Annotated in this window: 1 protein-coding gene; it reads left to right on the plus strand. The window is 43.7% G+C overall.

Annotated features, from left to right (window positions below):
* A partial coding sequence (locus GPK81_RS17795; protein WP_147343531.1) for an IS200/IS605 family accessory protein TnpB-related protein occupies window positions 1-583 on the plus strand: 583 nt, incomplete at its 5' end.
* Between the last annotated feature and the right edge of the window lie 101 nt (window positions 584-684).

The following is a 684-nucleotide window of genomic DNA, read 5'->3' on the forward strand; positions in this document are numbered from 1 at the left end:
ATTGGAAAGATATTTTCATAAAGAGATTGCAAGGGTGCAGGCACAATGGTATGGACAGCAGTCTGTGAAGGGAATAAAACATCCAGTCACATCAAAACATATTCGCAGATTATATCAGAAAAAGCAGAACTCGGTAACGGATTATCTACACAAGATCACAAGATACTTTGCAAAATACTGCCGTGAACAGGGAATTACCTGTGTTGTGGCAGGGGATATCCGGAATATCCGGAAAGGAAAAGACCTGGGACACAGAACAAACCAGAAGTTCCACAATCTGCCGTATAACAGGCTCTATAGCATGATGGAATATAAGCTTAAGATGTACGGGATCCGTTTTGTAAGACAGGAAGAAAGCTATACCAGCCAGTGCAGTCCGCTGTCACCAGAGGTGGAAAAAAGATATGCACAGCCATGCAACCGAAAACAAAGGGGACTGTACAGGGACAGAAACCGGAAGTATAACGCAGATGCTGTAGGTGCATATAACATCCTGAGAAAATATCTCTCCGTATCCGGAGAGAAAAAGGAACTGTCCGTAACCGGACTAAAAACGCCAGAAATAATAAAAGTAGCTGTATAGCTCTAAAGAGCAAACAGTAGTGGTGTCATGGACGCACCCTGAAAAGGCGGTATCCCGCCTTAATTCAGATGCTCTGGTAACTCAGTTGCCGAGTAGTTCAC

Source organism: Blautia sp. MCC283, from assembly GCF_018785565.1.
GTDB lineage: Bacteria > Bacillota > Clostridia > Lachnospirales > Lachnospiraceae > Blautia_A.